Consider the following 21,969-nt stretch of genomic DNA (forward strand, 5'->3'; position numbering starts at 1 on the left):
ATCACTCTTGGGTGCCGGTCATGCTCTGCAATACGCCATCGCGGCGGATCAGGCCATGGAACAACGCCGCCGCCAGGTGCAACAGTACCGTCAGGAAAAGCAGGTAGGCCAGATAGCCATGGGCCTTGCGCAGCACCGCGAACAACGGTGCATTCGCGCCTACCAGCGCCGGCAGTTGCACCGAACTGCTGAGCATCACCGGGTCGCCTGCCGCCGAAATCATCGCCCAGCCCAGCAGCGGCAACACCAGCATCAAGGCATACAGCACCACATGGGACGCCTTGGCCGCCAACATTTGCCACAACGGCAAGTCGACGGGCAGCGGCGGTTGGCGCGTGGAGAACCGCACCGCCAGGCGCACGATCACCAACGCCAGAATCGCGATCCCCAGGGGTTTGTGCAGGTGAATCAGCCATTCATGCCGCTCCGACACAGAAGCCGCAAGGCCCGCACCGATAAACAGCATGGCGATGATCATCAGCGCCATCAGCCAGTGCAACAGGCGCGCCAGCGGCGCGAAAAACCGTGGTTGGGCATTCATGGCTTCGACTCCTGAGGGGCGCTGTGCAACGGGCTGACTTCACCGGCGCGGCGCAGATAAGAACTGGCATACGCCGCCGAACGTGCCGCCAGCAAGGGGTCATTGGAAGCTTCGATGCCACTGGGCAAAATCAGCGGGTCGAAGTTGATATCGCGACAATCGCCGTCTGCCTGCGGCTGGCTGCTTTGCAACACCAGGGTGCCGGCGTTGATGACCTTATGCTCACCGCCCCAGGCCTTGCTCGCATCGTCCAGCGGGTCGCCGGGGTTGGCCAGGGTCATGTTCAACTGCCAGCGCAACGGTCCTGCCGCCAGGCGCTGCATCAGGTCTTTCTCGAGGAAGTCACTCCCGGCCGGCGCAACATCGCCCGCCGCATCCTGAAGCTGCGGTACCACCCCCCAACGCACTGCCTGACGCTTGCCATCGGCACCCACCAAGTAAAACGCGTTGATACCGTTGTAGGTTTCAGTCGCATAACTGGCCGATGGCTTGGCGGTCTTGACCCACGCCAGAAACGGCGCGGTCTCGGGATGAGCGGCAAAGAACGCCGGCATGCTCGCCGGGTTCGGTTTGCCAGTGGCCGGCTCCGGTGCACCGGCCTTGAGCATCTGGTAGAACGCTTCAGGCGTACCCACCGGGAACACCGGCATGCTGTTCATGCCCGTACGCCACTGTTGGCCGTTGGCCTGAGTGAATTGCACGGCAAAACTGCGGATCGGCACACTGCTGTCGGGCGCATAGGGGTTGCCGCTGGGCAAGGCAAACCGGCCGATCAGCGGGGTCTTGGCCTCGCTGAACACCTGGGCGCTGGAGTAGGCACGGGCTTCGGGGCTGCTCTCGAAATACCCCGCGACACATACACCCTTGGCATGGTTACGTCGGAAGCCGAGGTGCACGCCATTGTTGGTTTCCAGGGCATTGACCAGGGTTTTAGGGCGTAGGCGCTGTGGGTCGAGGGTGCCATTGACGTAGGCAAATGCCCCCGCCACAACCGCAACCACGGTACCGATACCCGCCAGGCGCGCGATCAGGCTCGCAGTGCTCAACGGGGGACGGGGCGGTGATGAGTGATCTACCATGAAGGAACTCCAGGGCCAAAGGCCTTAGGGATGAACATAAGGTCGGAGCATTAAGACGAACGCCGGTCGGCTCTATTCCCTGGCCTTGGATTTATTTTCAAGCGAGGGGAATAACCCTCAACGCCGCACGTCTCTCTAGTCCCAGCGTAGTGACCAGCCAGATTCCCATGCATGAACTCGACGAACAGTTACGTGAACTCATCCCCAGGCTGCGGCGCTTTGCCCTGTCCCTGACCCGTAACGCCAGCAGCGCCGACGACCTGGTGCAGTCGACCCTGGAACGGGCGATCATCAGTTGGGCCGACAAACGCGTCGAAGGCGACTTGCGCGCCTGGTTGTTCTCGATTCTCTACCGACAGTTCCTCGATGCCCATCGCCGCACCCGGCGCTATGCACGCATGCTGGAGTTCTTCACCGGGCGTGACGATGTGCAGCCTTCGGTCGAACGTACGGTGATTGCCCAATCGACCCTGCAAGCCTTCGACCAACTCAACACCGAACAGCGCGCGCTGCTGTTGTGGGTCTCGGTCGAAGGCTTGAGTTACAAGGAAATCGCCGAAATCCTCGATGTGCCCCTCGGCACCGTGATGTCGCGCCTGTCGCGGGCACGCCAAGCCCTGCGTCAACTCAGTGATGGCGAAATTACCGGCCCTTCCCTGCGGATACTCAAATGATCAGCCTGCCCCCCAGCGAACGCGATTTGCATGCCTACGTCGATCACCAACTGCTGGAGAGTGATCGGCGGGCGCTTGAAACCTACTTGGCGACCCACCCGGACGTCGCGGCGCAGGTCCACGCCTGGCAGCATGACGCGCAGTTGCTGCGTGCCGCGCTGGGCGGTGCCCTGCAACAGCCGACCAACCCAGACTTGGACCCGGCGCTGATTCGCCAGCGCATCAAGCACCAGTCGCGCCGCCACTTCGCCACGGCGGCCGTGTTGCTGATCGCCGTCAGCCTCGGCGGTGTCGGCGGCTGGCATGCCCGTGAAACCACCCACCCCACCCAACTGCCCATGGCCGATGCGATGCAGGCATTCCGCTTGTTTGCCCAGGACGGCATCATGCCCGCCGACTACAAGGTGCAAGGTAGCGGCACGATGCAGGCCTGGCTCGATCGCTACTTCAATCAGGCGCACCGCCTGCCGGACTTGAGCGCTTCCGGGTTCACACCGGTCAGTGGGCGTTTGCTCACCACTGAGCAAGGCGCTGCCGCCATGGTGTTGTACGAGGACCCGCAAGGGCGGCGTATCAGTTTCTACATCCGGCCACCAGGCCCGGAAAACGGCTTCCTGCCAAGGGGCAGCCGCAGCGCCGATGGCTTGCAGGCGCAATACTGGTCGGGTGCCGGCTACAACTATGCGGTGGTCAGCCCGGTGGATCAGCCCACCCCGCCACTGCTGAAGTTCTAGAAGCCGACGTCGAGCACCACGTTGTCCAAGTAAGTGCCGGCGGACGGCGTGGGCTGGTCGGTGTAGATCCGGGCGTTGTAGTTGAACACCTGGCTGCCGATGCCCAGGCCATTGCCAGGGTTGACCTCGGCGGTACTGCTCGCGCGCCGCGCCGCACCGACGCTGCCCCAACGGGTCGTGCCGGCGCTTTTGAAGATGTCATAGGCCAGGTAATTGCTACCCGACACCATGCGCCGCCGTCCGCCTACGCCGAGCGGGTTCTGGCCGTCACTCAACCCCACGCTGTAGGCACTGCCCTTGGTGCAGGAAATACTGGTTTGGCCGGTCACCGTGGCGAAACCACTGACAACCGGGGCACTGCCAAAGCTGATATTGGGCGCCGTGATCTGACAGTCGTTGGTGACGGTCATGCTCACGGTCAACGCTGCTGTACCACTGCCAATGTCACGTCCCAGGCAGATACCGCCAATGCCGACCCCTGAGCAATAGTTCCAGCTCCAGGCGATGTTCAAGGTCTCGCTGTACAACCCCGCGGCCACATTGCTGCCGGCGATGCTACTCACGTACAGCGGTACGTTTTTTGAACCGGGCCCGGCGATTAACCCGATGCTCTGGGCAATGCCACCGGCACCGCCAAAGTCGAATTGCGTGCCTCTGGTTATCGGAAAACTGGTGCTGTTGGTGCCATAGAGTGTGTAGCCGATGACATCCCCGGTAGGCCCGACCATTCCAGTCTTGGATGAGGTGATCGTCGCGTAAAAGTGGTCGGAGGACACCAACACGGAAATCAATGCCGAGGTGCAACTCAACCCTGAGTTGGCCGTGGAACTGGCTTGCGCCGCTGTGCGCACCGTCATCGAACTGATCGAACCGAAACTCACGGGGGCCGTGGTCACCACTGAACATGCCGCCATTGCCTGGCCCGCAAACAATGCGCCCAGAACACCCAGCCAGCTTTTCCCTCTCATTGGCATACCAACGGCCCGATCAACGGCACGCCTTGTTGCTGCTCTTCCATATCAAAACGCGCCTGGCACGTGCGCCCCTCACCCAGCGTCACTTGCAAGGTGTTATGCGCCGAGAGATTCTCCAGGTACACCAGGCCGTCCCAGCCGACCACCGCCTGCTGGTTGCTTTGCTCGTGCACCACCAGGCTGCCCAAGGGCAATTCCTGATGCTGAGTGTCCACCAGGGTGACGCTGGCCGCGAGCACCCGGCGCAATGGAAACTCCAGCAGGTAGCCGCTGCCACGGCGCACCGACACACGCTGCTCAACATTCGGGCTCTGCACGTTGAGCGGCAGGTTCAGCGGATCAATTTCATACTTGGCGCGGTAGTAGGCGCTGCTCCACGGCACCAGCAAGTGCCCATTGCGGTCGGTTTCACCCACCAGCTGGTTTTCATAGCGCACCGCAATCCCGGCGAAGCCCTGAGTACTCACCACCACAAAGGCATCATTGATACGGTTGGCGGCAAAGGTATCGCCGCCCATCCACACCAATGAACCGCTGGCATCTGCCCAACGCGTCTCGGCATCGCTGCTGCCATACACGCCCGCCTGCAACTGCACAGACTGCAAGCGCCAGGTCAGGTCGGCCTGCCGGTACGCCGGGCCATCGCCCTGGGCATAACCGAGGTTGTAGCCCACCCCGCCTTCGCTGGGGACCGCGCGGCTGTAATTGAGACGCTGGCGACTGGCACCATCCTTGCTGCGCTCGGTGCTCAAGGCCACGCTGCCGTTGAGGTCAAACGGGACGACCAACTGCGCCTGCATCGCCCAATTGCGGTCGCCGATCTCGCGGTTGGCCGACAGGTAGAAACTGGTGTTGTGCCACAACGGCTTGCTCCAACTCAGGTTGAGCAAACGCGTGCGCGAATCGTCCGCCGCCTGCACGTCGAAATAACCCACGCCCAGACTGCCGAACCGCTCAAGGTTGAGGCTCAAGGTCACCTGCTCGCTGCGTTTGCTGAGGCTGGCATAAGGAGTGTCGACCAGGGTCAGGTCGGCGTACTCGTCGCGTCGCTCCACGCGCTGGTATGAGAGGCTGTAACGCGTGCTGTTGTATTGATAGCCCAGGCTCAGTTGCTGGCCGCTGCGACCTTCGAATCGGCTTTGGCTGACGGCGGTATTGAGCACGCCGAAGTTGCCCAGCCGCAGGTTGCCCCCCAGGCCGCCGAGAGTCAGGTCACTGGAGGCTTCGACATGACTCTCCAAGGTCAGGTTGTCGGAATAACCATAACGGAAGGTGCCGCTGGCAACGCCAGGCCCATAGGCGAAATCCCTCAAGGTGTATTCCCGACGCAAGGAACCGGCGGCCACCGAGAAATCCGTCAACCCTTTTTGCAGTAACGTACTCGTTACATAAAATGGCACCGTGGTCGACACCTGGCGACCCAGGGCGTCGGTGGTCACCACCACCGCTTCACCTGCGCCGTTGATGAACGGCACGTTGGTCAGGGTGTAGGGCCCCGGTTGCAGCAGCGCACTGTCGGACTTGTAGCCGTTGATAAACAGGTCCACCGACGACGGCACCGCGGCCTCACCGGCAAATTGCGGCAAGGGGTAAGTCACCAGGTCCGGGCGCACGGCAAAATCCCGTGAAAACTGCACGCCCCCCAGGCGTACCGAACTGCTCCAGGGCAAGGCGCCACTGATCACGTCGCCGGCCTCGTAGGTGAGCAGCCGCTCATCATCAGAGAAACGCCACGTCGTGTCGTAGCGTCGGTAGCCGTTGTTGAAGGTACTGCTGCTGACGCCATCGGCCAGGGTCTGGCGGTATTGCCCGGTATTGGACAAGGTGCCCCAGGTGTCGAACAGCCGTACTTCGTTCCAGGCGGCGAGATAGCTGCCGCCTTCGTCGGTGTCGTTGAAGTACAGGTCATAGTTGAGCAAGGCGCCGAAACTACTCATTGCCTGGGTACGCGGGTAGGTGTTGCGGTTACCAATGAACTGTTCCTTGAGCCATGCAGGCGGCACATCCAGCAGCAGGCGCTGGCCATTGCTGTCGTAGTCACTGTGCAGCCCTGGGATCTTGTCCAGCGCCACGCTACCGCTCAGCTCACCGGGCAGCTTCATGTCCACATCCTGCAACGCACTGGCAGGCACGTAGAGTTGCCCAGCGCGTTGATCGACCGCAATAACGCGGCCGGTGTCCATCTGGTTGACCACCAATTCCAGAAACAACTGTGCATCGGCGACAGCCTCCATACTGCTCGGGGGCGGTGGCAGGTCGCCCGCCACGCCCGGAAGCGTAATCATCGCGCCTCCAAGCCCGCTTACCACCGACAGCCAAATACTCCGAGCCCGACCACGGCTCACCTTGGCGTTGTGTCCCTCCATGGACATCTCCATCCGTTCAAAACCCGGGCCGTCCGCGCCCCGCTACACGGCTAACGTTTCGGCGCGAGGCTCTCCAACTGCGGCGCACCATTGATTCTGACCTGTAACGGCTGATCAGCCGATACCGTATCCGGCACCGGCCAGCGCATGGTCGCGCCCGGCAATACGTAACCCAAGAGGCCGTCCACCAATGGCCGCGTCTGCCCGCCCTGCTTGAATGCTGCATCGGTGAGGCGTGCATGCACAGCGCCCTGATTGCGCACTTCGATGTAATTACGCCCCGCCACCGTGACCTTGTGCCAGCTCAGGTCGGGCTTGCCGGCGCCCTTGGGATCGCGCTGACGCGTGCTGTCTTCCTTGCTCCACAAACCCGTGCCGTAAGCGAACAGCGGCACCGAATAACGCATCTGGAAGCGGATCGCCGCTGCGGTGTTCTTGCCTTCCGGCGGCGTGGGCACCTGCAGGGGCGACGGGATTTCATCGATGATGATGCGGTAGGCCAACTCTTGCCCCGGCGGTACTTCGCGGGTGCGGGTCAGGCGCACCAGTTGCTTTTGGCCAGGCTCGATCCGCGCCACGGGCGGGCTGCCGATCACATCGCGCTGATTCTGGTATTGCTCGTCAAAGCCGCTCTGGCTCCAGGCGAACACGCGAATCTGCAGGCTTGCAGTCTCGCTCCCACGGTTTTCCAGCCACAATGCGCTGGCCTGTTGATCGGCCTCCAGCACCGGGTCGATGGGCCAGATCAACACCGAGCTGGCCGCCTGCACGAATCCCGCCGCGCATGCCGCACTCAATGCAATACCCGCGGCCCACAGCCGCCGGAAAGGTGAACGCATAACCCCCACTCCTTATACCGATAGCCTTACCACGTCAGCTGCACCTGCAGCGTGTCGCTGTATGTCCCCCCAGGCTGATTGCCCGGCAATTGCACCCGCCCGTAGATGGGCAGGTTGATGTTATTGGCATCGCTGTACGCCACGTTGACGCTCTGGCCGATCCCCAGGCTCTGGCTGAACGCCGCATCCCGAAACAACTGGTAAGCCACCCGCGCGCTGCCGCTGTTGAGCTGCAGGTTGCGCCCGGTGCCGCTGTGCAGGCCACCGTCGACGCTCATGCTCAGCGTCACCCCAGGCGTGCACTGCAACGTGACGCCTCCCGTCAACGCCGCCGTAACCGTGTTGGTGGCCAGGGCCGAGTAACTGCCGTAGGTCAGCGCACCGTAATTGGAGCCCCCGCCCACAATCAGGCAACCCGGCGTGATGGTGGCGCTCACCTGGAAGCTCTGGCTGGTCACCGCCGACAACGGCAGCGGCACCGCCAGCCCACAGGCCAGCAACGCTCGGAGCCACATCGCTAGAACGTCAGTTCCACGGCTACGGTGTCGGTGTAAGTACCGGCTGGCAGCCCCGCCTTGCCCACCGCCCGACCGTAGAGGTTGACGGTCTGCGCTACGCCGGTACTGGTGGCAAGCGTGATCACACCGTCAATCGCCAGCAGCGCGGAGTGGCCACTGTCGGTATAGAAGTCGTAGGGCACGAAGTTGCCCGCACCATCGGCCAATGCACGACTGCCACCGGCAGACGCACCGTCATGGGCGCCGGCACGCACCTTGACCGCTGGCGTGGTGCCGCTGGAACACAGGATCGACAATGCGCCACCAGTGCCAGTACCGCCGAGCAACTGGGCATCGGCGTTGGTGAACAGGCTGTTGGTGGTGCCGAAGTTCAAGCTACCGAAGTTCAGCCCGGTCGCCGCGCCGGAGCCGTTGACCTGGCAACTGGCGATCAGTATCAGGCTGGACGTGATCTGGCCGGTGACCGTGGTTGCCGCATTGAGGTTGGAAGCCATCGCCAGCCCCAGCGCACAAGCGCCTAATCGCGAAACAAGTACATGCATGGTTTTCATCCTCTTGAGTTACCAGTCCAGTGTCACCGTCAACGTGTCGGTGTAGATCCCTGCCGGTAAGGCACTGGTATTTGCCACCACGGAGCCAAACACCGGGATCGGTATCTGGGTGCCCTTGGCCACGACAAAATTGCGTTGCTGGCCGATGCTGTAGGAGCTGCGGCCCTGTGGGTCGGCGGATAGCCGATACGGAATCATCTGACGCCCGTTGCTCAAGCGCCGCGTAGTGCCATCGCCATTGGCGCCGCCGTCGATGGTCACGGTAAAGCTTGAGACCGAAGGGTTGCACGACACTGCCAGCGGCGCCTTGTCGCCATTGGAAACCGCTGCGCCCAGCGTGTTGCTCCAGGTCGGGCCCTGGCTGCCGAAGTCGAGCATCGCCGTGCCGCCCGTAGGGTTGACCGGGGCGCTCTCGACGCCTTTGCTCACTTCGCAACTGGCGGTGATCACCAGCCGCGCCTGGATAAACCCGCTGGCGACAGCCGCCTGCACGTCATCCGCCAGCACCAGCAGGCCACCCATGGCCACCACGGCCAGACAGCGGCTCACCATGTGACCGTCACCTTGAGCAGGTCGGTGTAGCGGCCGACGGCGGGAATGTCTTTGAGCGGCTCGATGCGGCCATACAGCGGCAGGTCGACGAAACCGGCATCCGGCACGCGGCCACTGAGCGGCACGTCCACCGGCAGCGGCACGCGCCGCGCAGCGTCGGCATAAATACGATAGGGAATGGGTCGGGTCGAAGGGGTAGCACTGAGGTAGCGTACTTCACCGGTGCCGCCATGCAGGCCCCCATCCACGCGCACCTGGTACGGCGTGTCGGGGTTACACTCCAGGCGCGGCTGGCGCTGGCTGATCAGTGCCGCACTGAGGGGCCCGGCCGGGTCATCCAGACGCGGGCCGCTGCCGAAATCCAATACGCCAAGCTGCTCGATGCCAGCACTGCGGGTGGTGCCCACCAGCTGGCAGCCCCGCTGCACATCGATACGCACCTCCACCTGGAGCTGTGCACCGTAAGTCGTGCTGCAGAGCATCGCGCCCATGACTGCCAATACTGCTCGTTCCTTCACTGCCCCAAATCCTTGTACAGGGGTGACTGCTGTGTAGAAGACTAGTCACTCTGCGAGAAACTGCCAGTCTGGACAGGTTGACCACCGTGACCTGCCTTTGCGAGATAGCTGGCAGCGCCTTTCTCTATTGGTCAAAACGCCGCTGCCGCCCTAAAGTGGGCGACCACTGGAACATAGAGTGACTTGCATTGGCCGCGCTTTCCTTGATCCGTCGCCTGCTCGGCAAAAAGCCCGACACCCTCGACGCCTCGCCTATCCCCGCCTTCTTTCAGCAAAAAGCCGACCGTCAGGGTTATACCCTCAGCACCGGCCAAACCCGAGCCATCGCTGCCCTGGCCCGAGAAACCCAGCACCTGCTCGCCGGGCAGCCCACCCGTAGCCTGTACCTGCACGGGCCGGTGGGGCGCGGCAAAAGCTGGTTGCTGGACGGTTTTTTCCAGGCGTTGCCAATTGCCGAGAAACAGCGCGTGCACTTCCATGACTTTTTCGCGCGCCTGCATCGCGGCATGTTCACCCATCGTGAGCAGAACGATGCCCTGGCCGTGACCCTCGATGAACTGCTGACGGACTGCCGCGTTCTGTGTTTTGACGAGTTCCACGTCCACGATATCGGCGACGCCATGCTGATCACGCGGCTGTTCAAAGCCTTATTCGAACGCGGCGTGCTGGTGCTGGTGACGTCCAACTATGCGCCGCAGGGGCTGCTGCCCAACCCGCTGTACCACGAGCGCTTCAAGCCGGTGATCGACCTGATCGATGCGCGCATGGAGGTGCTGGAAGTCAGTTCGCCCCAGGATTTTCGCAGCCTGCCCCAGTCCCAGAGCGCGCAACGCTTTACCAGCGGTCAGTACGTTTGGCCGGGGACTGCGCGCCAGCGCGAAGCCTTGGGGCTTCCCGCTGCCGACTGCCCGCCACAACCCCTGGCCGTCGGCAATCGGACGTTAAGCTGCCGCCGCCACGTAGGCCGTTCCATCGTTTTCACCTTCAACGATCTTTGCGAGCAGTTGACCGCGGTGATGGACTACCTGCTGCTGTGCCAGGACTACGATCACTGGATCATCGACGGCCTGCCACAACTGGCGGCCTGCCCGATCGCCGTGCAGCAACGCCTTATCAACCTGGTGGATGTGCTCTACGACCGGGACAAGCACCTGATCCTGATTGGCGAGCAACCCCTCGACATTGCCCTCGGCGGCCAGGCCATCGACCTCGCCCGCACCGCCAGCCGTCTCGGACAATTGCAACAGGCCAACCCGCAACACGCGCCCGACCCGCTATCATGAGCGCCATTTACGCCCCCTTGCCGAGTGACTGCGCCGTTCATGCATACCCTAGCCCAACTCAAGGCCGGCCAACTGGCCGGTATCACGCGCCTGGACCTGTCCTGCGGGCTGACCGAATTCCCGCGGGAAATCTTCGAGCTGGCCGATTCCCTGGAAATCCTCAACCTCAGCGGTAACGCCCTTAGCCATCTGCCAGACGACCTGCACCGCCTGCCGCACCTGCGCGTGCTGTTCTGCTCGGACAACCGGTTCACCGCGCTGCCGGCCTGCCTGGGCCAGTGCGCCAAACTGAGCATGATCGGCTTCAAGGCCAACCAGATCAGCCACGTGCCTGCCGCCGCGCTGCCGCCGATGTTGCGCTGGTTGATCCTGACCGATAACCGCATCAGCCAGTTGCCCGACGAACTGGGCAAACGACCGCTGCTGCAAAAACTGATGCTCGCGGGTAACCAACTGGCGGACCTGCCGGAAAGCCTGGCCAACTGCCACAATCTTGAATTACTTCGCATCGCGGCCAACCGCTTCACTCGCCTGCCGCAGTGGCTGCTGACACTGCCGAGCCTGACGTGGCTGGCCTATGCTGGTAACCCGGTGGAAATGGACATAGAGGTGAATGGCGATGACACCACCGCAACTGTTCTCTGGTCCGAACTGGAACTGGCCGAAGTGCTCGGCGAAGGCGCTTCCGGCGTTATCCGCAAGGCTCTGTGGAAACCGTCAGGCAAACCCGTCGCGGTCAAACTCTATAAAGGTACCATCACCAGTGATGGCTCGCCGCTGCACGAAATGCAGGCCTGCATCGCCGCCGGATTGCACCCCAACCTGATCAAGGTCGAGGGCCGCGTTGTCGGCCACCCGGATGATCAGGCTGCATTGGTGATGGACCTGATCGACCCGAGCTACCGCAACCTCGCGGCCTTGCCGAGCCTCGCTTCGTGCACCCGTGACATCTATGACCCGAGTGCTCGCTTCAGCCTTGAAGTGGCACTGCGCATGGCGCGGGGCATCGCGTCGGTCGCGGCGCATCTACACCGGCACGGCATTACCCACGGCGACCTCTACGGCCACAATATTCTGTGGAATGAAGCGGGCGATTGCTTGCTGGGGGATTTTGGCGCGGCGTCGTTCCATACCACGGCGGATAGCGTGGAAACCAGGGCGTTGCAGCGGATTGAAGTGAGGGCGTTCGGGGTGTTGTTGGGGGAGTTGCTGGAGCGGGTTGAGACAAGTGACGCAACCTTACTGGCACTGCAGCAAAGATGCTGTCAGCCCGATGTATTGGCGCGGCCGGGGTTCGACGAAATCGAAACCTTGCTGGGTTCTATCCAGCACCACTAAACCAATGTGGGAGCGGGCAAGCCCGCTCCCACATTTTGACCGCGTATATTCTGCCGGATATCAGCCAGCCAGGCCGACGAACATATCCTGCACGTCATCATGGTTGTCCAAACCTTCCAGGAAGGCTTCAACCTCAGCCATCTGCTCATCGCTCAAACCGCTTACCGGGTTCTTCGAGATGTAGCCCAGCTTGGCCGACAGCACGGTGAAGCCCTGCTCCGGCAAGGCTTTTTGTACGGCATCGAGGTCGGTGGTCTCGGTGATGAACAGGGTGGTGCCTTCTTCTTCACCCTCTTCGAAATCCTGGGCACCGGCTTCAATGGCAGCCATTTCCGGATCGGCGTCCGGGCTGTCCGGCGAGGCTTCGATCAGGCCGACGTGGTTGAAGTCCCAGGCCACGGAACCGGAAGCGCCCAGTTGGCCCTTGCGGAATGCCACACGGATTTCCGCCACGGTGCGGTTGATGTTGTCGGTCACGCACTCGACGATCAGCGGTACCTGGTGCGGCGCGAACCCTTCATAGGTCACGCGGTGGTATTGCACGGTTTCGCCGAGCAGACCGGCGCCTTTCTTGATGGCGCGGTCCAGGGTTTCCTTGGGCATCGAGGCCTTTTTGGCCTGTTCCACCACTAGACGCAGGTGGGCGTTGGTGGAGGTATCGGCGCCGTTGCGCGCGGCGATGGTGATTTCTTTCACCAGCTTGCCGAAGATCTTGCCCTTGGCATTGGCTGCCGCTTCTTTATGTTTGACTTTCCACTGTGCGCCCATGACTCACTCTCTTTTGTCCATCGCGCCGAAACGTCTACTGGCCGGCGCTTTGGGGGCAGAGTTTATAGGGCAAAAACGCAACGTTCCACCAAAAAACCCTCAGGGCGCCAACTCGAAAAACGCCTGAATCAAGCGCAATGCGCGGCGTCGCTCCATGCAGCCGAGCATATGCCGGTTGACCAGCTTGTCGCCCTGCAAGGGAATCGCCCGCACCCGAGGGTCCGGGCTGACCTCCATAGACGACACCACGCCCACCCCCAATTCGGCGGCAACAGCCTCAGTTACCGCCTCACGGCTGTCCAGTTCCAGCAGCACCTTGGGCTGCACCCCGGCTGCCAGGCAGGCGTCATCAAAGGTGCGCCGGGTGATGGAACTCGGCTCGCGCAGCACCATGATCACCTCATTGAGTTGTGCCAGGTGAATCCCTTTGGGCAGCGCCGCCCACGGGTGGCTGGCCGGCAGCAGCGCGCAGATCCGCGACTCACTCAGGGGCTGCAGATGCAAACCGTTGCGCGGTTCCACCTCCGTCAGCACTGCCACATCTGCATGCTCCGATAGCAACGCCGCCAAGGTTTCCTGGGCATTGCCCAGGCGCAGGTTAACGGTGATGCCGGGGTAACGCACGCGCAGGTTGGCGATCATCGGCATCACCAGGTGTGGGCCGTCGGCCGCGACTTCCAGGCGCCCGGTGAGCAATTGGCGGTTGGCTTCCAGCATCGTTTGCGCCTCGTCAACCAAGCCGAAGATGGTCCGGGTGATCGCCGCCAGTCGCGCGCCCTCTTCCGTCAACTCCACGCGTCTGGCGGTGCGGCGCAACAGTGGAATCTGGTAGTGCTCCTCTAGGGCCTTGATATGCCCAGTCACCGCCGGCTGACTGATAAACAACCGCGCCGCCGCACGGGTAAAACTGCCCTCGCGAGCTACGGCATCGAATGCACGCAACTGGAATAGATTCATAGCTATCGGCCTCACTGATAGCTCGCATAACAACAAACAATTTGATTGATGACAAGCCAAACTGCAATTTAGGCGCCGTAGATTCAACCGATGCTTCGCGAGGATTTGTAATGACGACGCCCCTCCTGCTCACCCCCGGTCCGCTGACCACGTCCGCCCGCACCCGCCAGGCGATGCTGGTGGACTGGGGTTCATGGGACGCCCCCTTCAACCAGCTCACCGCCAGCGTCTGCGAGCAATTGCTGGCAATCATCGAGGGCGCCGCCAGCCACCACTGCGTGCCCTTGCAAGGCAGCGGCACCTTTGCCGTCGAAGCCGCCATCGGCACCCTGGTACCGCGCAATGGCAAGGTGCTGGTATTGATCAACGGCGCCTACGGCAAGCGTCTGGCGAAAATCTGTGAAGTGCTTGGCCGCGAGTTCAGCACGTTTGAAACCGCCGAGGACGAACCCACCACGGCGACCGATGTTGACCGCCTTTTGCACGCGGACCCGGCAATAACCCACGTCGCGCTGATCCACTGCGAAACCAGCACCGGCATTCTCAACCCCCTGGCGGAAATCGCGCAGATCGTAAAACGCCATGGCAAGCGCCTGATCGTCGACGCCATGAGCTCTTTCGGTGCGCTGCCGATCAATGCCCGCGAAGTGCCCTTCGACGCGCTGATTGCAGCCTCCGGCAAATGCCTGGAAGGTGTGCCGGGCATGGGCTTTGTGTTTGCCGACAAACAGGCGCTGGCCGCCGCCCAAGGCAACTGCCACTCCCTGGCCATGGACCTGTTCGATCAACACGCCTACATGGCCAAGACCGGCCAATGGCGTTTCACCCCGCCGACGCATGTGGTCGCGGCGCTGCACGAGGCACTGCTGCAATACGCCGAGGAAGGCGGTCTACCCGCCCGCCATGAGCGTTACGCCCGCAACTGTAAGGCGCTGCTGGACGGCATGGCCGAACTGGGCCTGCGCAGCTTCCTGCCGGCTGACATCCAGGCACCGATCATCGTCACTTTCCACGCGCCACAAGACCCACGCTATCGGTTCAAGGACTTCTACGAACAGGTCAAGGCCAAGGGTTTCATCCTGTATCCGGGCAAATTGACTCAGGTGGAAACCTTCCGCGTGGGCTGCATCGGACATGTGGGCACAGCCGACATGCACGCCGCCGTCACCGCCATTGCCGACGTACTGCAAACCATGGGCATCACCCTTTCTGCTTCCGGAGCACACGCATGAACTATCAGAACCCCAACACCCTTCAGGCTGTGATCCTCGATTGGGCCGGCACCGTGGTCGACTTCGGCTCTTTCGCTCCCACTCAGATTTTTGTCGAAGCCTTTGCCGAGTTCGACGTGCAAGTCTCCATCGAAGAAGCCCGTGGCCCGATGGGCATGGGCAAGTGGGATCACATTCGAACCCTGTGCGACCAGCCGCAAGTTGCCGAACGCTATCGCAAAGCCTTCGGGCGTACGCCGACCGATGACGACGTGACTGCCATCTACCAGCGCTTCATGCCGTTGCAGATCGAGAAGATCGCCGAACACTCGGCGCTGATTCCCGGCGCCCTCGACACCATCGCCCGGCTGCGCGTGCAAGGCATCAAGATCGGCTCCTGCTCCGGCTATCCCAAGCAAGTCATGGATAAAGTCGTCGCCCTGGCCGCCACTAACGGCTACATCGCCGACCACGTGGTCGCCACCGACGAGGTGCCAAACGGTCGCCCATGGCCGGCCCAGGCCCTGGCCAACGTGATAGCACTGGGTATCGACGATGTGGCGGCGTGCCTGAAGGTCGACGACACCGTGCCGGGCATCCTCGAAGGCCGCCGCGCCGGCATGTGGACCGTGGCCCTGACCTGCTCCGGCAATGCGCTGGGCCTGACCTACGCGCAGTTCCGTGCCTTGGACGCCGCCGCCTTAGCCAGCGAGCGCGAGCGTATCGAGGCAATGTTCGAAGGCTCGCGCCCGCACTACCTGATCGACACCCTCAATGACCTGCCTGCGGTCATCACCGACATCAACGCGCGCCTGGCCCGTGGGGAAATGCCGCAAAGCCACTGACCGAGGTCAAAACCAGGGCATTTACGTCAGGCAAACCGCTCAAAACCGGCATACAGTAAGAGGACTCCGTCACCAAAGAATGGAGATTTGCCCTGATGAGTGAGGACCCCAGCGATGCCGTGGAAAAACTCCGATACACGCTACAGCACTATGTCGATCGCGCTGCACTGGTTGATGGTGGTGCTGCTGGCGGTGGTTTACGCCTGCATTGAGTTACGCGGCCAGTTCCCCAAAGGCAGCGGAGCGCGAACGTTGATCGTCGAGATGCATTTCATGTTTGGCCTCACCGTGTTTGTGCTGGTGTGGCTGCGGTTATTCGCCCGCAGCCTGGGGGTGGCGCCAAAGATCGTGCCGGCGCCGCCGCAATGGCAGAGCCTGTTGGCGACGCTGATGCACATTGCGCTGTACGCGTTGATGATCGGCATGCCGATCGCCGGCTGGCTGATCGTCAGTGCCGAGGGGCATTCAGTGATGTTCTACGGGATGGAATTGCCACCGTTGATCGGGGAGAACAAAGAGCTGGCCAAGCAGATCGAAGGTTGGCATGTGTGGTTCGGCAAGGTCGGTTATTGGCTGATCGGGCTGCATGCGCTGGCGGGGATTGCTCACCATTACATCCTGCGGGACAACACGGCGTTGCGCATGATGCCAGGCAAGCGCGCTAACCCGTGAAGCCTCGGCCGCCCTGAAGGCCGCCAGTGTGAACGAAGATCAGGCGAGTGCCGGGGGTAAAACGCCCGGCCTCGATCTGCGCCTTCAAGGCCAGTAACGCCTTGCCGGTGTAGAGCGGCTCCAAGGGCAGGCCACAGGCCTGTTGCGTGGTGTCGATGAAGTCGAGCAGCACCGGGTCGACTTTGGCGAAGCCCCCTCGGCTGGCGTCCAGCAGTTCATAGCCGCCTTGCACGATGGCGTCGACGTTCTGGGCCACGCCGTGGTCATCCGGCACCGCCAGGGCGCCGTACACCGGGTGCGCGCCCGCCTCTGCCAGCACCAACCCCGCCAAAGTGGTGCCGGTGCCCGCCGCCAACCACCAAGCGTCGTAGTCAGCCCAGCCCAGTGCGGGCAACTGCGCGCGAGCCTGCTCCACCAGCACACTACAGCCTGACGCACCGGCAAGCCCGCCACCGCCTTCGGGCACAGGATGAAGGTGGGGATACTGCTCGCGCCAAGGTTGCCAGAAACCCGGCTCATGCCGCGCACGATAGTCGCCATAACCCAGCCAATGCAGGTGCATGCCGAAGGCTTTGAGATCGTGGGCGGTGGGATTGTCTTGAGGATGTCCGCGCAGCAGGCCAACCGTAGGAAAACCGAAGCGTTTCCCCGCCGCCGCTAACGCATGCAGATGATTGGAATAAGCACCGCCTAGGCTGATGATGCCGCGAGCGTTTTGCGCCTGCGCCAGATGCCCGGTCAACTTGAACCACTTGTTACCGCTGATCAGCGGGTCGATACGGTCCAGGCGCAACACGGCCAGCTCGACACCGTTCAGCCAATCCAGGCGCAAAGGTTCAAGCGGTGCGTAGGGAAGCCATTCGAAGGGACCCATCGGGGGGGGACCTGCATGAAAAACGGGGCGGTAGTCTAACACCGCCCCGCTTCGGGTCTTACAGCTCGGCCGCGAGGCGCGAACCCTGGTTGATGGCGCGCTTGGCGTCCAACTCGGCCGCCACATCGGCGCCGCCGATCAAGTGCACGTTCTGGCCGGCCGCGACCAGGCCTTCCTGCAATTCGCGCAGCGGGTCCTGGCCGGCGCAGATGACGATGTTGTCCACCGCCAACACCTGAGGTTCACCCTCGGCGCCGAGGCGGATGTGCAGGCCTTCATCATCGATCTTCAGGTACTCGACGCTGTTGAGCATCTGCACCTGCTTGTTCTTCAAACCGGTGCGGTGGATCCAGCCGGTAGTTTTACCCAGGCCGTCACCGACCTTGGAAGTCTTGCGTTGCAGCAGGAACACTTCACGCGCCGGAGCATGCGGCTGAGGCTTGATGCCCGCCACGCCGCCACGGGCTTGCAGTTGACTGTCGATGCCCCATTCCTTCCAGAACGCTTCACGGTCGAGGCTGGTGGAAACGCCCTGATGCACGAGGAATTCCGACACGTCGAAACCGATACCGCCCGCGCCGATCACCGCCACACGCTTGCCCACCGGTTTGCGTTCCAGGATCACATCCAGGTAGCTCAGCACCTTGGCGTTGTCGACGCCTGGAATCGCCGGGGTACGCGGTGCGATACCTGTGGCGAGGATGATCTCGTCGTAACCGCCTGCCGTCAGTTGCGCCACGTCGACGCGGGTGTTGAGGCACAGTTCCACGTGGGTGGTCTGCAATTTGCGTGTGAAGTAGCGCAGGGTTTCGAAGAATTCTTCCTTTCCCGGCACACGTTTGGCGATGTTGAACTGGCCGCCGATTTCGCTGGCGGAATCGAACAGCGTCACTTGATGACCGCGCTCTGCCGCCACCGTGGCAGCCGCCAAGCCTGCAGGGCCGGCGCCCACCACAGCAATCTTCTTGATCTGTTTGACGGGCAGGTAATTGAGTTCAGTCTCGTAGCACGCTCGTGGGTTGACCAGACACGTGGTCAACTTGCCGCCGAAGGTGTGGTCAAGGCACGCCTGGTTGCAACCGATGCAGGTGTTGATCTCATCGGCCCGACCGGCGGCAGCCTTGTTGACGAAGTCCGGGTCGGCCAGGAATGGGCGTGCCATGGACACCATGTCGGCATCGCCCTCCGCGAGGATCTGCTCGGCGATTTCCGGGGTGTTGATGCGGTTGGTGGTGATCAGCGGAATCTTCACCGCACCGCGCAGCTTGGCGGTGACTTTGCTGAACGCGCCACGCGGCACTTTGGTGGCGATGGTTGGGATACGCGCTTCGTGCCATCCGATCCCGGTGTTGATGATAGTGGCACCAGCGCCTTCGATCGCCTTGGCCAACTGTACGATTTCTTCCCAGGTGCTGCCGCCTTCCACCAGGTCGAGCATCGACAGGCGGAAGATAATGATGAAGTTCGGGCCCACGGCTTCACGCACGCGACGCACGATTTCCACGGCCAGGCGCATACGGTTTTCGTAGCAGCCGCCCCAGCGGTCGGTGCGGTGGTTGGTGTGCGCCGCGAGGAATTGGTTAATGAAGTAGCCTTCGGAGCCCATGATTTCCACGCCGTCGTACTCGGCGACCTGGGCCAGCAATGAGCAGGTGACGAAATCCTGGATCTGCTTTTCGATGCCCTCTTCATCCAATTCCTTGGGCTTGAACGGATTGATCGGCGCCTGGATCGCGCTTGGCGCAACCTGTTTGGGACTGTAGGCATACCGGCCGGCGTGGAGGATCTGCATGCAGATCTTGCCGCCCGCTTCATGCACGGCCCTGGTCACGATCTTGTGCTTTTGCGCTTCTTCGTCGGTGGTCAGCTTGGCCGCGCCAGCGTACACACCGCCCTCGTCATTCGGGCCGATGCCGCCGGTGACCATCAGGCCAACGCCACCCAGGGCGCGCTCGGCAAAATAGGCCGCCATGCGCTCGAAACCGCCGGTTTTTTCTTCCAGGCCGGTGTGCATCGAACCCATCAGGGTACGGTTGCGCAAGGTGGTAAAACCCAGGTCCAACGGGGCCAGCAGGTGCGGATAAACAACAGCGGTCATGGTCAAGCTCCACAACGGATCATCACGGGACGTGGAAGGCTCGAATGGCCTGCCATCGGTTTATGTCCCACAGACTAAGAGGCGGTGGACGACGGCTCAATGACTGAAACTGACAACTTATTGATCCAAATGCACAGCGCCCCTTGGCAAGTAGGCCCATGGGCCCTACCCTAGTCGGCGAACCCTGCACACGGTCTGTTGTCTGTTGCCCCATGCGTAAACTTCTAGCTTTTACCGTCACCATGGCCCTGGTTGCCGCCGTCGCCGCGTATCTGGTCTGGACCCAGGAGCGCCCCGTGGCGCATTACCTGTCGGACCTGCGTATCACCCTGGCCGTCAACGAAGGCCTTCCGGCCGACCGTGGCAACCTGCTGGGCATCCAGCCGGAGCTGTTTCCCGCCGACTACCAAAGCCTGGAACGCCTGCACCTGAAACTCGCGGCCTACCTGCAAAAAGCCCGCGACCAGGGGCTGATCAACGACAAGACCATCGTGGTGCTGCCAGAACATATTGGTACCTGGCTGATGCTCACCGGCGAAAAAAACGAGGTGTACCAGGCCCTCCACGCCAAAGATGCGATGAATTGGCTGTCGGTGAGCAACCCGCTGCTGTTCGTCCGCGCCTGGATCAGCGCCACCGGCGACAACCGCACCGACGACGCCTACCTGCGCATGAAAGCCGATGGCATGGCGCGGGACTACCAAGTCCTGTTCGGTGGCCTGGCCAAGGAGTTCGGCGTCACGCTGGTAGCCGGCTCCATCACCCTGCCCAACCCGAGTGTCAGCCAGGGCCAACTGCAGATCGGCCATGGCGCTTTGTATAACGCCAGCGTGGTGTTTGCCGCCGATGGCTTACCGATCGGTGATCCGCAGCGCCAGCTTTATCCAATCTACGACGAACGCGGTTTTATCGAACCTGGTGATGAAAACGTCGTCAGCGTGGTCGACACCCCGGCTGGCCGATTGGGCGTACTGGTCGGCAGCGACAGCTGGTATCCGGACAACTACCGCAAGCTCAACGAACACGGCGCGCAGCTGATTGCTGTGCCGGCCTTTGTGCTGGGTCGCGAAACCTGGGACCGTCCTTGGCGCGGCTTCAAAAGCGTGTCCACACCGACCGAAATCAGCCTCAAGCCCGAAGAGCTCAGCGAGGGCGAAGCCTGGCGTCGGCTCACGCTGATCAGCCAACAACCCGTCAGCCAGGCCAACGCCGGCATGAGCGTGTTCCTGCGTGGCCAGTTCTGGGACCTGGGCACGGCCGGGCATAGCTTTCTCAGCAGCAACGGGCAAATCAGCGCTGATGGCGAGGCCCGTGGCGCGCGTTTGTTGAATATCTGGCTGTGAAGCCCGTACGGCTGGGGGATCTGTCGGTGGGTTTCGTGCACGCCCTGGCCGACGCCGTCCACAGCCACGGCCGGGACCCACAACCCTTGCTGCTGCAATACGGCCTCGACCCGGCGCGCCTGGCCGAAGCCGGTGCGCGTTTGTCGATCCCGCGCTACATGCGTCTTGGCCATGCCGCCATCCAACTCACCGGCGATCCGGGGCTGGGTCTGCGTATGGGCCAGTTCAGCCGCTTGAGCCAAGGCGGTCTGGCGGGCGTCACCGCCGCTCAGGCCCCCAACGTGCGCGAAGCCGCGCGCGCGCTCACCCGCTTCGAAGCGCTGTACGGCTCCAATTATCGTGGACAGTCGAGCTTTGTCGAAGATGCCGAAGGCGCCTGGCTGCGCTTCTACTCCATCAGCCCCTACAACGCCTACAACCGCTTTGTGGTGGACTCGATCATCGCCGGTTGGCTGCACCAGCTGTCGAGCCTCGCCCAGCAACCCGTGCAGGCGCAGCGTATCGACATCGAGTTCGAGGCGCCGGAATACATCGATCAGTACGGCGCGCTGGGAGACATCCACTTTGGTGCCGAAGCCAACCAATTGCGCCTCAACCAGCAGACCCTGGCCTTGCGCAATCCACAGCATTGCCCCAGCACCTGGAATCTGTTGTTACAACTCTGTGAGCGAGAGTTGGAGCAATTGACCCGCACCCGCAGCCTGCGCGAGCGCATTACCCGGTTGCTCGGGCCCATGCTCAATGGCGGCCGGGAACCCGACCTGGAAGAAGTGGCGGCACGCTTGAAACTGCCCACCTGGACACTGCGCCGCAAACTGGCCGAAGAAGGCACTCAGTTCCGCGCGATTCTCAACGATACCCGCCGCGACCTGGCCATGACCTACATTCGCGATACGGAACTGGCGTTCGGCGAGATCGCCTACTTGCTCGGTTTTGCCTCGGCCCAGGCGTTTCAACGGGCCTTCAGGCGATGGAACAACCAGACCCCAGGGGAATTTCGCCGCAGTCAGCGGCATTCCGCCTGAAGTCGGTGTTACAGCTCTGTAGCGTCGTCAGCCGGTTCCAGCGGGTCCAGCTCAATCGCGTGGTACTCGAGCAGTTCTTCCTGGTAATCGTCCATGCTGGACTCCTTCTTGAGTTAAGAGTGGCTGCAGATAAATGACCTGCACAGCCAGCCTAAAGTGCCGTCATGACGAAAAAATGTCTGCGCCACGACGTTCCTGCACTCCAGAAT

Annotated in this window: 22 protein-coding genes; 9 read left to right on the forward strand and 13 right to left on the reverse strand. The window is 62.3% G+C overall.

Annotated features, from left to right (window positions below; all coding sequences use genetic code 11):
- Position 1: 1 nt before the first annotated feature.
- Both LVW35_RS17460 and LVW35_RS17465 read right to left on the reverse strand, forming a co-directional pair.
- Positions 2-541 (reverse strand): cytochrome b, encoded by a 540-nt coding sequence (locus LVW35_RS17460; protein WP_233891292.1) that lies wholly within the window; start codon positions 539-541, stop codon positions 2-4.
- Positions 538-1,620 (reverse strand): catalase family peroxidase, encoded by a 1,083-nt coding sequence (locus LVW35_RS17465; RefSeq protein ID WP_233891293.1) that lies wholly within the window; start codon positions 1,618-1,620, stop codon positions 538-540. The genes LVW35_RS17460 and LVW35_RS17465 overlap by 4 nt, the downstream gene beginning before the upstream one ends.
- Positions 1,621-1,787: 167 nt before the next feature.
- Here LVW35_RS17465 and LVW35_RS17470 point away from each other — a divergent pair, with 167 nt between their 5' ends.
- Complete coding sequence (locus LVW35_RS17470; protein WP_233891294.1) at positions 1,788-2,294, forward strand: RNA polymerase sigma factor; 507 nt, start codon at positions 1,788-1,790, stop codon at positions 2,292-2,294.
- Positions 2,291-3,028: an anti-sigma factor family protein gene (locus tag LVW35_RS17475; RefSeq protein WP_233891295.1), complete on the forward strand. Its 738-nt coding sequence runs from the start codon at positions 2,291-2,293 to the stop codon at positions 3,026-3,028. Before LVW35_RS17470 ends, LVW35_RS17475 begins: the two co-directional genes overlap by 4 nt.
- On the opposite strand, the gene LVW35_RS17480 is transcribed toward LVW35_RS17475, so the two are convergent.
- From LVW35_RS17480 to LVW35_RS17510, 7 genes are read right to left on the reverse strand one after another with little or no spacing between them, the layout of a single operon-like run.
- Positions 3,025-4,002 carry a Csu type fimbrial protein gene (locus LVW35_RS17480; protein ID WP_233891296.1) on the reverse strand — a complete coding sequence of 326 codons (978 nt, stop codon included), beginning with the start codon at positions 4,000-4,002 and terminating at the stop codon, positions 3,025-3,027. The two genes, LVW35_RS17475 and LVW35_RS17480, sit on opposite strands and share 4 nt — an antisense overlap.
- A complete protein-coding gene (locus LVW35_RS17485) occupies positions 3,993-6,380 on the reverse strand; it encodes a fimbria/pilus outer membrane usher protein (protein ID WP_233891297.1) in 2,388 nt (795 codons plus the stop codon). Before LVW35_RS17485 ends, LVW35_RS17480 begins: the two co-directional genes overlap by 10 nt.
- A 38-nt stretch (positions 6,381-6,418) precedes the next feature.
- Positions 6,419-7,207: a fimbrial biogenesis chaperone gene (locus LVW35_RS17490; RefSeq protein ID WP_233891298.1), complete on the reverse strand. Its 789-nt coding sequence runs from the start codon at positions 7,205-7,207 to the stop codon at positions 6,419-6,421.
- 26 nt (positions 7,208-7,233) lie between these two features.
- Positions 7,234-7,722 carry a Csu type fimbrial protein gene (locus tag LVW35_RS17495; RefSeq protein WP_233891299.1) on the reverse strand — a complete coding sequence of 163 codons (489 nt, stop codon included), beginning with the start codon at positions 7,720-7,722 and terminating at the stop codon, positions 7,234-7,236.
- 2 nt (positions 7,723-7,724) lie between these two features.
- Positions 7,725-8,267: a Csu type fimbrial protein gene (locus tag LVW35_RS17500; protein WP_233891300.1), complete on the reverse strand. Its 543-nt coding sequence runs from the start codon at positions 8,265-8,267 to the stop codon at positions 7,725-7,727.
- An 18-nt stretch (positions 8,268-8,285) separates the two neighbouring features.
- Entirely contained in the window at positions 8,286-8,828 is a 543-nt protein-coding gene (locus LVW35_RS17505) for a Csu type fimbrial protein (protein WP_233891301.1), read from the reverse strand.
- Entirely contained in the window at positions 8,822-9,319 is a 498-nt protein-coding gene (locus LVW35_RS17510) for a Csu type fimbrial protein (RefSeq protein WP_442799687.1), read from the reverse strand. Before LVW35_RS17510 ends, LVW35_RS17505 begins: the two co-directional genes overlap by 7 nt.
- Positions 9,320-9,534: 215 nt before the next feature.
- On the opposite strand from LVW35_RS17510, the gene zapE reads away from it, so the two are divergent.
- Together zapE and LVW35_RS17520 are read left to right on the forward strand one after the other, a co-directional pair.
- Positions 9,535-10,629: a cell division protein ZapE gene (gene zapE / locus LVW35_RS17515; RefSeq protein ID WP_233891302.1), complete on the forward strand. Its 1,095-nt coding sequence runs from the start codon at positions 9,535-9,537 to the stop codon at positions 10,627-10,629.
- Positions 10,630-10,668: 39 nt separating this feature from the next.
- The gene (locus LVW35_RS17520; protein WP_233891303.1) at positions 10,669-11,967 is read left to right on the forward strand and encodes a protein kinase; all 1,299 of its coding nucleotides are present in this window, start codon (positions 10,669-10,671) and stop codon (positions 11,965-11,967) included.
- 60 nt (positions 11,968-12,027) lie between these two features.
- Here LVW35_RS17520 and LVW35_RS17525 read toward each other — a convergent pair whose 3' ends face one another.
- Positions 12,028-12,735 carry a YebC/PmpR family DNA-binding transcriptional regulator gene (locus tag LVW35_RS17525; protein ID WP_010209440.1) on the reverse strand — a complete coding sequence of 236 codons (708 nt, stop codon included), beginning with the start codon at positions 12,733-12,735 and terminating at the stop codon, positions 12,028-12,030.
- A 99-nt stretch (positions 12,736-12,834) separates the two neighbouring features.
- Entirely contained in the window at positions 12,835-13,692 is an 858-nt protein-coding gene (locus tag LVW35_RS17530) for a LysR substrate-binding domain-containing protein (protein ID WP_233891304.1), read from the reverse strand.
- A gap of 110 nt (positions 13,693-13,802) precedes the next feature.
- Between LVW35_RS17530 and LVW35_RS17535 the strand changes: the two genes are divergently transcribed.
- The 3 genes from LVW35_RS17535 (at position 13,803) to LVW35_RS17545 (ending at position 16,420) form a co-directional block, all read left to right on the forward strand.
- Positions 13,803-14,924 (forward strand): 2-aminoethylphosphonate--pyruvate transaminase, encoded by a 1,122-nt coding sequence (locus LVW35_RS17535; RefSeq protein ID WP_233891305.1) that lies wholly within the window; start codon positions 13,803-13,805, stop codon positions 14,922-14,924.
- Complete coding sequence (gene phnX / locus LVW35_RS17540; protein WP_233891306.1) at positions 14,921-15,748, forward strand: phosphonoacetaldehyde hydrolase; 828 nt, start codon at positions 14,921-14,923, stop codon at positions 15,746-15,748. Before LVW35_RS17535 ends, phnX begins: the two co-directional genes overlap by 4 nt.
- 114 nt (positions 15,749-15,862) lie before the next feature.
- Positions 15,863-16,420, forward strand: coding sequence for a cytochrome b (locus tag LVW35_RS17545; protein ID WP_233891307.1), 558 nt, complete (start codon positions 15,863-15,865; stop codon positions 16,418-16,420).
- Here the strand turns inward: LVW35_RS17545 and LVW35_RS17550 are convergent.
- Both LVW35_RS17550 and LVW35_RS17555 read right to left on the reverse strand, forming a co-directional pair.
- Entirely contained in the window at positions 16,410-17,294 is an 885-nt protein-coding gene (locus tag LVW35_RS17550) for a 1-aminocyclopropane-1-carboxylate deaminase/D-cysteine desulfhydrase (protein ID WP_233891308.1), read from the reverse strand. The two genes, LVW35_RS17545 and LVW35_RS17550, sit on opposite strands and share 11 nt — an antisense overlap.
- A 58-nt stretch (positions 17,295-17,352) precedes the next feature.
- Positions 17,353-19,392, reverse strand: coding sequence for an NADPH-dependent 2,4-dienoyl-CoA reductase (locus tag LVW35_RS17555; protein ID WP_233891309.1), 2,040 nt, complete (start codon positions 19,390-19,392; stop codon positions 17,353-17,355).
- A 212-nt stretch (positions 19,393-19,604) separates the two neighbouring features.
- Here LVW35_RS17555 and LVW35_RS17560 point away from each other — a divergent pair, with 212 nt between their 5' ends.
- Together LVW35_RS17560 and LVW35_RS17565 are read left to right on the forward strand one after the other, a co-directional pair.
- Positions 19,605-20,735 (forward strand): carbon-nitrogen hydrolase family protein, encoded by a 1,131-nt coding sequence (locus LVW35_RS17560; protein WP_233891310.1) that lies wholly within the window; start codon positions 19,605-19,607, stop codon positions 20,733-20,735.
- Positions 20,732-21,760 (forward strand): AraC family transcriptional regulator, encoded by a 1,029-nt coding sequence (locus tag LVW35_RS17565; RefSeq protein WP_233891311.1) that lies wholly within the window; start codon positions 20,732-20,734, stop codon positions 21,758-21,760. The genes LVW35_RS17560 and LVW35_RS17565 overlap by 4 nt, the downstream gene beginning before the upstream one ends.
- Positions 21,761-21,969: the final 209 nt, after the last annotated feature.

Source organism: Pseudomonas sp. HN11 (assembly GCF_021390155.1).
Taxonomy (GTDB): Bacteria; Pseudomonadota; Gammaproteobacteria; order Pseudomonadales; family Pseudomonadaceae; genus Aquipseudomonas.

Excerpts from the sequence above, each read along its gene's own strand:
- LVW35_RS17555 (WP_233891309.1), bottom strand. The coding sequence starts at position 19,392 with ATGACCGCTGTTGTTTATCCGCACCTGCTGGCCCCGTTGGACCTGGGT.
- LVW35_RS17475 (WP_233891295.1), top strand. The coding sequence starts at position 2,291 with ATGATCAGCCTGCCCCCCAGCGAACGCGATTTGCATGCCTACGTCGAT.
- LVW35_RS17535 (WP_233891305.1), top strand. The coding sequence starts at position 13,803 with ATGACGACGCCCCTCCTGCTCACCCCCGGTCCGCTGACCACGTCCGCC.
- LVW35_RS17500 (WP_233891300.1), bottom strand. The coding sequence starts at position 8,267 with ATGCATGTACTTGTTTCGCGATTAGGCGCTTGTGCGCTGGGGCTGGCG.
- phnX (WP_233891306.1), top strand. The coding sequence starts at position 14,921 with ATGAACTATCAGAACCCCAACACCCTTCAGGCTGTGATCCTCGATTGG.
- LVW35_RS17485 (WP_233891297.1), bottom strand. The coding sequence starts at position 6,380 with ATGGAGATGTCCATGGAGGGACACAACGCCAAGGTGAGCCGTGGTCGG.
- LVW35_RS17480 (WP_233891296.1), bottom strand. The coding sequence starts at position 4,002 with ATGCCAATGAGAGGGAAAAGCTGGCTGGGTGTTCTGGGCGCATTGTTT.
- LVW35_RS17465 (WP_233891293.1), bottom strand. The coding sequence starts at position 1,620 with ATGGTAGATCACTCATCACCGCCCCGTCCCCCGTTGAGCACTGCGAGC.
- LVW35_RS17460 (WP_233891292.1), bottom strand. The coding sequence starts at position 541 with ATGAATGCCCAACCACGGTTTTTCGCGCCGCTGGCGCGCCTGTTGCAC.
- LVW35_RS17495 (WP_233891299.1), bottom strand. The coding sequence starts at position 7,722 with ATGTGGCTCCGAGCGTTGCTGGCCTGTGGGCTGGCGGTGCCGCTGCCG.
- LVW35_RS17550 (WP_233891308.1), bottom strand. The coding sequence starts at position 17,294 with ATGGGTCCCTTCGAATGGCTTCCCTACGCACCGCTTGAACCTTTGCGC.
- LVW35_RS17545 (WP_233891307.1), top strand. The coding sequence starts at position 15,863 with ATGCCGTGGAAAAACTCCGATACACGCTACAGCACTATGTCGATCGCG.
- LVW35_RS17530 (WP_233891304.1), bottom strand. The coding sequence starts at position 13,692 with ATGAATCTATTCCAGTTGCGTGCATTCGATGCCGTAGCTCGCGAGGGC.
- LVW35_RS17470 (WP_233891294.1), top strand. The coding sequence starts at position 1,788 with ATGCATGAACTCGACGAACAGTTACGTGAACTCATCCCCAGGCTGCGG.
- LVW35_RS17520 (WP_233891303.1), top strand. The coding sequence starts at position 10,669 with ATGCATACCCTAGCCCAACTCAAGGCCGGCCAACTGGCCGGTATCACG.
- LVW35_RS17505 (WP_233891301.1), bottom strand. The coding sequence starts at position 8,828 with ATGGTGAGCCGCTGTCTGGCCGTGGTGGCCATGGGTGGCCTGCTGGTG.
- LVW35_RS17490 (WP_233891298.1), bottom strand. The coding sequence starts at position 7,207 with ATGCGTTCACCTTTCCGGCGGCTGTGGGCCGCGGGTATTGCATTGAGT.
- LVW35_RS17560 (WP_233891310.1), top strand. The coding sequence starts at position 19,605 with ATGCGTAAACTTCTAGCTTTTACCGTCACCATGGCCCTGGTTGCCGCC.
- LVW35_RS17510 (WP_442799687.1), bottom strand. The coding sequence starts at position 9,319 with ATGGGCGCGATGCTCTGCAGCACGACTTACGGTGCACAGCTCCAGGTG.
- LVW35_RS17525 (WP_010209440.1), bottom strand. The coding sequence starts at position 12,735 with ATGGGCGCACAGTGGAAAGTCAAACATAAAGAAGCGGCAGCCAATGCC.